At 41.1% G+C, this 7,964-nt stretch carries 7 protein-coding genes and 10 tRNA genes; 1 reads left to right on the forward strand and 16 read right to left on the reverse strand.

Annotation, left to right across the window (positions count from 1 at the left end; genetic code table 11):
* Positions 1-31 precede the first annotated feature (31 nt).
* The 11 genes from ABES03_RS04835 to ABES03_RS04885 form a co-directional block, all read right to left on the reverse strand.
* Positions 32-105, reverse strand: a tRNA-Gly gene (locus ABES03_RS04835).
* Between the two features lie 23 nt (positions 106-128).
* Positions 129-205: transfer RNA gene (locus ABES03_RS04840), tRNA-Pro, on the reverse strand.
* A gap of 9 nt (positions 206-214) precedes the next feature.
* Positions 215-291, reverse strand: a tRNA-Arg gene (locus ABES03_RS04845).
* A 60-nt stretch (positions 292-351) separates the two neighbouring features.
* Positions 352-437: transfer RNA gene (locus tag ABES03_RS04850), tRNA-Leu, on the reverse strand.
* Between the two features lie 66 nt (positions 438-503).
* Positions 504-588: transfer RNA gene (locus ABES03_RS04855), tRNA-Leu, on the reverse strand.
* A 14-nt stretch (positions 589-602) separates the two neighbouring features.
* Positions 603-678 (reverse strand) — tRNA-Lys (locus ABES03_RS04860).
* 40 nt (positions 679-718) lie between these two features.
* A tRNA-Gln gene (locus ABES03_RS04865) sits at positions 719-793 on the reverse strand.
* Positions 794-860: 67 nt separating this feature from the next.
* Positions 861-932 (reverse strand) — tRNA-Glu (locus ABES03_RS04870).
* A 13-nt stretch (positions 933-945) separates the two neighbouring features.
* Positions 946-1,036: transfer RNA gene (locus tag ABES03_RS04875), tRNA-Ser, on the reverse strand.
* Positions 1,037-1,040: 4 nt separating this feature from the next.
* Positions 1,041-1,115, reverse strand: a tRNA-Asn gene (locus tag ABES03_RS04880).
* Between the two features lie 118 nt (positions 1,116-1,233).
* Positions 1,234-1,707, reverse strand: a complete 474-nt coding sequence (locus ABES03_RS04885) for a SprT family protein (protein ID WP_430115649.1) — start codon at positions 1,705-1,707, stop codon at positions 1,234-1,236.
* A gap of 97 nt (positions 1,708-1,804) precedes the next feature.
* Between ABES03_RS04885 and cmpA the strand changes: the two genes are divergently transcribed.
* Entirely contained in the window at positions 1,805-1,918 is a 114-nt protein-coding gene (cmpA, locus tag ABES03_RS04890; protein WP_007083554.1) for a cortex morphogenetic protein CmpA, read from the forward strand.
* A gap of 253 nt (positions 1,919-2,171) precedes the next feature.
* On the opposite strand, the gene ABES03_RS04895 is transcribed toward cmpA, so the two are convergent.
* The 5 genes from ABES03_RS04895 to ABES03_RS04915 all read right to left on the reverse strand — a co-directional run bounded on the left by ABES03_RS04895 (position 2,172) and on the right by ABES03_RS04915 (position 7,701).
* A complete protein-coding gene (locus ABES03_RS04895) occupies positions 2,172-4,349 on the reverse strand; it encodes a Tex family protein (protein ID WP_430115651.1) in 2,178 nt (725 codons plus the stop codon).
* A gap of 214 nt (positions 4,350-4,563) precedes the next feature.
* The gene (gene ndoA, locus ABES03_RS04900; RefSeq protein ID WP_007083556.1) at positions 4,564-4,914 is read right to left on the reverse strand and encodes a type II toxin-antitoxin system endoribonuclease NdoA; all 351 of its coding nucleotides are present in this window, start codon (positions 4,912-4,914) and stop codon (positions 4,564-4,566) included.
* Between the two features lie 4 nt (positions 4,915-4,918).
* Positions 4,919-5,200 (reverse strand): CopG family ribbon-helix-helix protein, encoded by a 282-nt coding sequence (locus ABES03_RS04905; protein WP_071354167.1) that lies wholly within the window; start codon positions 5,198-5,200, stop codon positions 4,919-4,921.
* Between the two features lie 178 nt (positions 5,201-5,378).
* Positions 5,379-6,551 carry an alanine racemase gene (gene alr, locus ABES03_RS04910; RefSeq protein ID WP_430115654.1) on the reverse strand — a complete coding sequence of 391 codons (1,173 nt, stop codon included), beginning with the start codon at positions 6,549-6,551 and terminating at the stop codon, positions 5,379-5,381.
* A 136-nt stretch (positions 6,552-6,687) separates the two neighbouring features.
* A complete protein-coding gene (locus tag ABES03_RS04915) occupies positions 6,688-7,701 on the reverse strand; it encodes a LolA family protein (protein WP_430115656.1) in 1,014 nt (337 codons plus the stop codon).
* Between the last annotated feature and the right edge of the window lie 263 nt (positions 7,702-7,964).

A 7,964-nucleotide genomic window follows, 5' to 3' on the forward strand; every position in this document is an offset into this window, starting at 1 on the left:
AGTTTTCAAAGAACAATCTTAGAACAAAATTTGGAGCGGGTGATGGGAATCGAACCCACTACATCAGCTTGGAAGGCTGAGGTTTTACCAGTAAACTACACCCGCATATAATTATTAAAAATGTTGAATGGTCGGGAAGACAGGATTCGAACCTGCGACCCCTTGGTCCCAAACCAAGTGCTCTACCAAGCTGAGCTACTTCCCGTAATAAGAATGGCGCGCCCGAAAGGAGTCGAACCCATAACCTTCTGATCCGTAGTCAGACGCTCTATCCAATTGAGCTACGGGCGCATCTTTTAAAATCAACTTTCAAAGTATATCATACTCAGTTTGGTTTGTCAATAAAGTTTTTGGTGCGGCCGAGAGGACTTGAACCTCCACGGGGTTGCCCCCACTAGGCCCTCAACCTAGCGCGTCTGCCATTCCGCCACGACCGCAGGATAGTTAGCGACAAAGACAATCATAACACGATAACTAATTCATTTCAACAGGAAATGTTTGGTTGGTGCGGGTGAAGGGAGTCGAACCCCCACGCCTTGCGGCGCCAGATCCTAAGTCTGGTGCGTCTGCCAATTCCGCCACACCCGCATATTCATTTAAAATGGTGAGCCATGAAGGACTCGAACCTTCGACCCTCTGATTAAAAGTCAGATGCTCTACCAACTGAGCTAATGGCTCATTTTATCTAAAACTGAGCAATTGGCTCATTGAAGAAAAATGGCTGGGCTAGCTGGATTTGAACCAACGCATGTCGCAGTCAAAGTGCGATGCCTTACCGCTTGGCTATAGCCCAATATTGTAAATACTAATTATAAAGATTAAGAAACAGGAAATGAGTCAATGTCACTCCCCGTCCCTGATGACCCTTACGGGATTCGAACCCGTGTTACCGCCGTGAAAGGGCGGTGTCTTAACCGCTTGACCAAAGGGCCGTATAAATTATTATGGCGGAGAAGGAGGGATTTGAACCCTCGCGCCGGTTACCCGACCTACACCCTTAGCAGGGGCGCCTCTTCAGCCTCTTGAGTACTTCCCCATAATGGCTCCGCAGGTAGGACTCGAACCTACGACCGATCGGTTAACAGCCGATAGCTCTACCACTGAGCTACTGCGGAATAATGTTTATCTTGTCTTTAACAAGGCGTTTGCCCTGTCGACTCTTTACATTATAATGACGCTTTAACAGAAAGTCAACATAGTTTTTAGATAAAATTCAATTCCAGATTTTTCACTCTAGCCTACTATTATTTCCTTAGCTTTCACAAGCTTACCTCGGCATTTGCCGCATACATATCTGCTGGTATTGATACTTCTTTTTCTTGTATAGGTGATCTGGCAATTTGAGCATTGGTATATTAGGAGTTTTTTCGCTGAAAGCTTTACCTTTTTATCCGGGAGCTGAGAACAGAATCGAGGAGCTTTTACTTTTTTCAGCAATGCCTTAAAGTCTACATCTTTATGCTGATAACCTTTCCCCTCAAGATGAAGATGATAATGACAAAGCTCATGTTTAATTATGCCGATTAGCTCATCTTCCCCTAACTGCTCTAAGTATTTTCTATTGATCTCTATATTATGTGTCCCTAGTAGATATCTTCCTCCAGTAGAACGTAATCTCGGATTAAAGGTCGCTTGGTGACTAAAAGGTTTTCCAAATGACTCAACAGAGATCTTTTCGACTAATATTTGCAATTCCTGCTCGGTCATCTTACCTTTCATCCCCTTTTTCGCGAACGTGACAACCTATTATAGCATATATTGTTTATACCATTAATGGTGACGAACTTTTCGGGAGGTTTTCATTATGCCAACTTGGTTGCAAAACCAAATGAAAAGGGCTTTCTATGAGAAGGACCGCTACCAGATCAAACTCTTAAACCAGTGCTGGTTTTTTTACAGAAAAAAACACTGCTCATAAGAAATGCGCAAGCGCCTTGATCAGCCCCGACAGGCAAATAACCTTCTGCAAGAAAAGTCGCTCTTTGACTTTTATTGCAGAAGGTTATTTGACCCGAGCTGTAACAATCATCGCTTTATCAAGCCATGATTGTTACAAGATACTCGAGGCAGATTATTCAGGATGAAAACTGGCTAGGCGCTGGAGCTGGACAATACTCGAAGTCGAGTTTATCCTTTCTTATTATATTAAAAAGCAGTGTTTCCTTTTTCCATTATTGTTTTGACGGTGGCAGCATCGTTAACGCGACCCTGCCCTTTTTCATATCAACTGAATCCACCCACACTGTTACTACATCACCAACTGAAACAATATCTAGCGGATGCTTGACAAAACGGTTACTCAGCTTAGAGATGTGAACAAGACCATCCTGTTTTACACCGATATCTACAAACGCACCAAAATCGACGACATTACGAACTGTTCCCTGAAGCTCCATTCCAGCCTTCAAGTCTTCGAGCTTTAAAACATCTTTTTTCAGTAGCGGTCTTGGTAAATCATCACGCGGATCACGTTCCGGTCTGACTAAAGCATCAATAATATCCTTTAGGGTTAACTCACCAATCGATAACTCTTCAGAAACAGACTTTAAATCAAGACCGCTTAGTGCGACTTTTAATGCTTCCGTTCCTAAATCATCCGTGGTAAAGCCCAACTTTGATAATAATTTCTTAACCTCATCATAGTTCTCCGGATGAATACCGGTGCGGTCTAGCGGCTGTTTCCCGTCTAATACTCGTAAGAAGCCAATCGCTTGCTCATATGTTTTCGCACCTAAACGAGGGACTTTCTTTAGTTGAACCCTGCTGGTGAACTTCCCTTCCTCTTCACGCTTCTTAACAATATTGTTGGCAGCCGTTTTATTCAGACCTGCCACGTACTGCAGCAAAGAGGAAGAAGCAGTATTTACATTTACACCTACACGGTTAACTGCTGTCTCAACGACAAAATGTAGTGATTCGGATAAACGTTTTTGCGTTACGTCATGCTGGTACTGACCAACACCCACTGATTTCGGGTCAATCTTCACCAACTCGGCAAGTGGATCCTGCAAACGTCTTGCAATAGAAACAGCACTTCTTTCTTCAACCTGAAAATTAGGAAACTCTTCTCTAGCAATGTCAGAGGCAGAGTACACACTAGCACCCGCTTCATTCACAATTAAATAAAAGATTTCCTCATTCAATTCTTTTAGGATATCAGCAACAAACTGTTCCGTTTCCCTAGAGGCTGTTCCATTTCCGATTGCGGCCATTTCCACCTTATACTCGCGCAGAATAGAAATAAACTTTTCACGCGCTTCTTTTGTTTTCGAAACCGGAGGATGCGGATAAATCACATCAATCTTTAATACCTTACCCGTTTCATCAACAACCGCTAATTTACAACCTGTCCGATATGCAGGGTCGACACCGATAACCACTTTTCCTTTTAACGGCGGCTGCAATAACAGATTCTTTAAGTTTTCAGAGAAAATATGTATGGCTTGTTCTTCCCCTTTTTCGGTTAACTCACTACGAATTTCGCGTTCGATCGATGGCTGAATAAGTCTCTTATAACTATCTTCAATCGCCTCTACTATCACCTGTGCTACTGGTGAGTGTTGATTACGAATCCATTTTCTTGAAAGGTAGGTCAAGATTAAATCGACATTCATTTTGATCGATACCTTCAGGATGTCTTCCTTCTCCCCGCGATTCAAAGCAAGCGTGCGGTGGGGAACAATTTTATTAACTGGTTCTTCATATTCATAGTACATTTCGTACACATTTTTCTCGTCTTTTTCCGCATCTTTTACAACTGAGGCAACCGTGCCAGATTTGAAGGTCTCTTTGCGAATCCATTTGCGGCTTTCCGCATCATCTGAAACCATTTCTGCAATGATATCTTTCGCACCAGCAATTGCCTCTTCAATGGTGAGGACTTGTTTTTCCTCGGATAAGAATTCCTTTGCTTTTCCTTCGATACTCTCTTTCGGAAAAGTCATCAACCACTCCGCAAAAGGCTCTAATCCTTTTTCTTTAGCAACAGTCGCTTTTGTCCGTCGCTTTTGTTTATAAGGGCGGTATAAATCTTCCACTTCTTGAAGCTTTTCAGCTTTTGTAATAGCACGATTGAGCTCGTCCGTTAGTTTGCCTTGCTCTGCAATAATCCGAAGGACCTCTTCTTTTCTTTGTTCAAGATTCTGTATGTATTGCCATCTCTCTAAAATATTTCGGATTTGAACTTCATCAAGTGCTCCTGTCATTTCCTTGCGGTAACGAGCGATGAAGGGAACAGTGTTACCTTCTTCAAGTAATGAAATGACACTCTTCACTTGTTTATAAGAAATTGATTGTTCAGCAGCGATTTTTCCTAGTAATTGATCATCTTTTACAATTGTATCATTCACAAAACAATCCTCCATTTTGTATTTATCTAGTATACGGACTTCTACTTCCCTTACATATTGTACCAAAATTCAGGAAACGTTTCATTAAAGCTGCTAAAAGCAGTTTTTAACAAAAAGAAAAGCAAGCTGGCGTAGCTTGCTTTAGGCAGAATTATAGAATGAGGTCAGGATATGTATGAAAAAACGCTCTTTTTGTAAAGAGCGTGCTGTAATACTAAAATTCGATGAGACCTAAGCTTACCTGTAAGGCTTCATCCACTTTCTCCATCATTTCGTCATCGAGATGGGTAATCTTATCGGTTAACCGCTGCTTATCAATTGTACGAATCTGCTCTAACAGAATGACCGAATCTCGTTCAAATCCGTAGCGCTTCGCATCAATCTCTACATGAGTAGGAAGCTTAGCTTTTTGAATTTGAGCTGTAATCGCTGCAACAATCACTGTGGGACTAAACCGATTCCCGATGTCGTTTTGGATGACAAGTACTGGTCGGACGCCGCCTTGTTCAGAACCAACAACTGGGGATAGGTCCGCGAAATAAACGTCACCACGCTTGACAATCAAAGGATTATCCTCCGCTTACAAGACGTTCAACTGTGTGTTCTGCCTCATATTCTGCTTGAAATGCTTCTGACGCAATTCTTAGATTAATTTTAGCCATTTCCATGTATCCACGTCTCATAGACTCGCGAATTTGTCTCTTTTTACGTTCGCGTAGATACATTTTTGTTGCCTGGTAGATAAACTCGCTTCGGTTCACATTTTCTTGCTTAACGAAACCATCTAATTCCGTTAAAAGATGTTGCGGTAATTTCACCAAGATTTCCGTAGTTGCGCCGGATTCAGACACAAACATACACCTCCACCATCACTACACACCAATATAATTTATCTGTACCATATTTAATAATAACACTATTCAACCTTAATTCATAGACTAAATATAATTCTACTGTATTATAAGCCAATAAAAGATGCTTTTATGCACAATTTACCGCAATAACATAAATATGTTTAAATTTCTTTTTTTAGGACTGATAATTGTTCAACAAATCATTTTTCAAATCGACAATTTTATCGCCCTTTTTATAAAGGCGAGGAACTCGATTTGCAATGATACATGGCACTTCATAGTTGATTGTCTCGAGTTTTTGAGCGATTTCATTCACGGAAATGAATTGATTTTCTTGCTTTCCAATTAGAGTAACCGTAGTTCCAACTGGTACATATTTAGGGAGGCGTATCATGCATTGATCCATACAGATTCTACCGACAATTGGCGAACGTTCACCCGCTACCAGCACTTCCTGACCTTGAAGCTTACGCAGCCATCCGTCTGCATAACCAATCGGAATCGTCCCAATCCACTCTTCGTCTTCACTTTCGTACGTGGCCCCGTAGCTCACTTTATCACCTTTTGTCAGTTTTTTCACATGGACAAGCCGTGAATGTAAGGAGAAGGCTTCTTTTATCGAAAAAGGGATTTCTTTTTCCATTTCTAAAGATGGAGTCAGCCCGTACATCGCAATCCCTATTCGAACCGCGTTAAAATAGGCCTTTGGAAACCGTATAGCAGCAGCACTATTACTTGAATGTACGTATTTCGGACGTTCCGGCAATGATGAAATCATTTTTTCAAATAACTCCAGCTGCTGCTGAAAATAGCTTTGATCCAGTTCATCCGCCGTTGCAAAATGAGTATACACACCTTCTAGAACCAAGCGTTCATCCTCACCGATGAGTCGATGAATAGAGTGTAGCTCCTCTACACTTCGGACACCAATTCTCCCCATACCCGTATCTACTTTGATATGAAGAGCCACTGTTTGATCGGTTTGTAGATGTTTTTTTGCTTCTTCCAGCCATTCCTCTTGAAAAACGGTAAGGGTGATTGAAAACTTAGCTGCCATATTGATATCTTCTGGCCTTGTCGCTCCTAAAACAAGAATGGGAGCTTCAATCCCTTTATTTCTCAAAGCAATCGCTTCATCCATGAAGGCAACCGCTAAATATGACGCACCGGCAGCCAATGCCGTTTCTGCGACTTGTACATCCCCATGACCATAAGCGTTCGCTTTTACTACTCCAATTATTGAAACCTGTTGAGGCAGATGTTTTTTTACGGAGGTGACATTCTCTGAGATACAATCTAAATCGATTTCTGCCCATGTATCCCGATAGAAATAGCCTTGATCTTCCATACTTCCACTTCCTAATTAAATTTAACACATTAAATTATTTTATCACAAAAAAATAACAGACTACTTTTCAAGTTACTATATTACAACTTCTACAAAAAGAAAAACAGACCCTTAATGGGCCTGCTTCATTAATTCCCTATTTTACAGCATCACCCTGAACGGATTTTGCCACCTCGATCATTTCATCCTTCGTTAGGTTTTTCGATGCGATCATGTAATCGACACCACCATGTGACCATGAAATCGAATGATCCGTTACTGCTCCAATGGTGAGACCTAAATCCACAATATCGCCCTCAACATAGGTTGGTGTTGTAGACGCTACCTTCGCAGTTACTTTTTCTTGTACAAGTGTATATGACTTTTTACCGTCATAAGTGAGGACCACTCGTTTTCCATCTTCAATGGCTACTTCTTTTTCGCCAATTAACTTTGTTCCTTTCAGCTCCACAGTAGGATATTTCACGCTAAAGGATTTGTCGCCGCCATCTGCCATCGCCGGCAAATTAAGCTGGGCACGGGTCATGTTCTTCTTCATATCGAAATCGTCTTTATCGAAGCTCGCATTAAATTTAACCTTCGAAAACTCTACAGTCACAAGCGCATTTCGATCCGGGTCCATTACCTTTACAACTGCAGGTGATAGGTCACTCTTATTTAGTTTAATTTCCTGGAATGGAAGCATACTATTATTTTGATAACGAGTTTTTGTTTCAAACACATAAAAGTCTTTAGTAGAGGAGAACTTGGCCTCTTTGTCCGCAACAATATCCTTGATTAGTGATTCATACAAATAAGCCTGGCTGCTGTTTTGTGGCCAATCACTTTGGAAACGGAAACTTTTATTTAGGGCAGGAGTAAGGACAAATACCCCTTGGTTATTTCTTAAAATCATTTGACTTTGATCTTTTTCGGCATTCTTTAAATTGACGCGATAGAAAGTAGGATCCTTATGCCAGATTTCCACGTTATAAACTTGTGAATCTGCCCCCATTTTCAATGTCATTTTCGCGTTCACTTTGTAGCTCGATAAATCTCCTAATTTACCATTTAACTCTTTCACCACGTCATCTTGTGATTTAGAGCCACAGGCAGCTAGTAAAAAGATGACCATCAGTCCTGTCATGAGCAGCACTAACTTTTTCTTCATTCCTTCAACCCCTTCTTGTCTCATTTCATATGATTATAGAGAAGAGAAAGGCAGGGATCAGGCAGTGGAATCAAAACAAATTCTTTCTTTAAAAAGAGATTTGTTTTCCAAAATGACCATAGCTGACCTTGTCTCTCCTAGTTCCCTATGAATATATGAGACAACCTTAGGGTTTATGATAACGAAGTTGCCAAGCTGTCTATATTTTTGTTCAATTTAATTAGTCTGTTGATTTCCACTCCAGGCACTTCGCTTTCCGTGGG

It is taken from the genome of Neobacillus rhizosphaerae (genome assembly GCF_050477885.1).
GTDB classification, from domain to species: Bacteria; Bacillota; Bacilli; order Bacillales; family Cytobacillaceae; genus Neobacillus; species Neobacillus rhizosphaerae_A.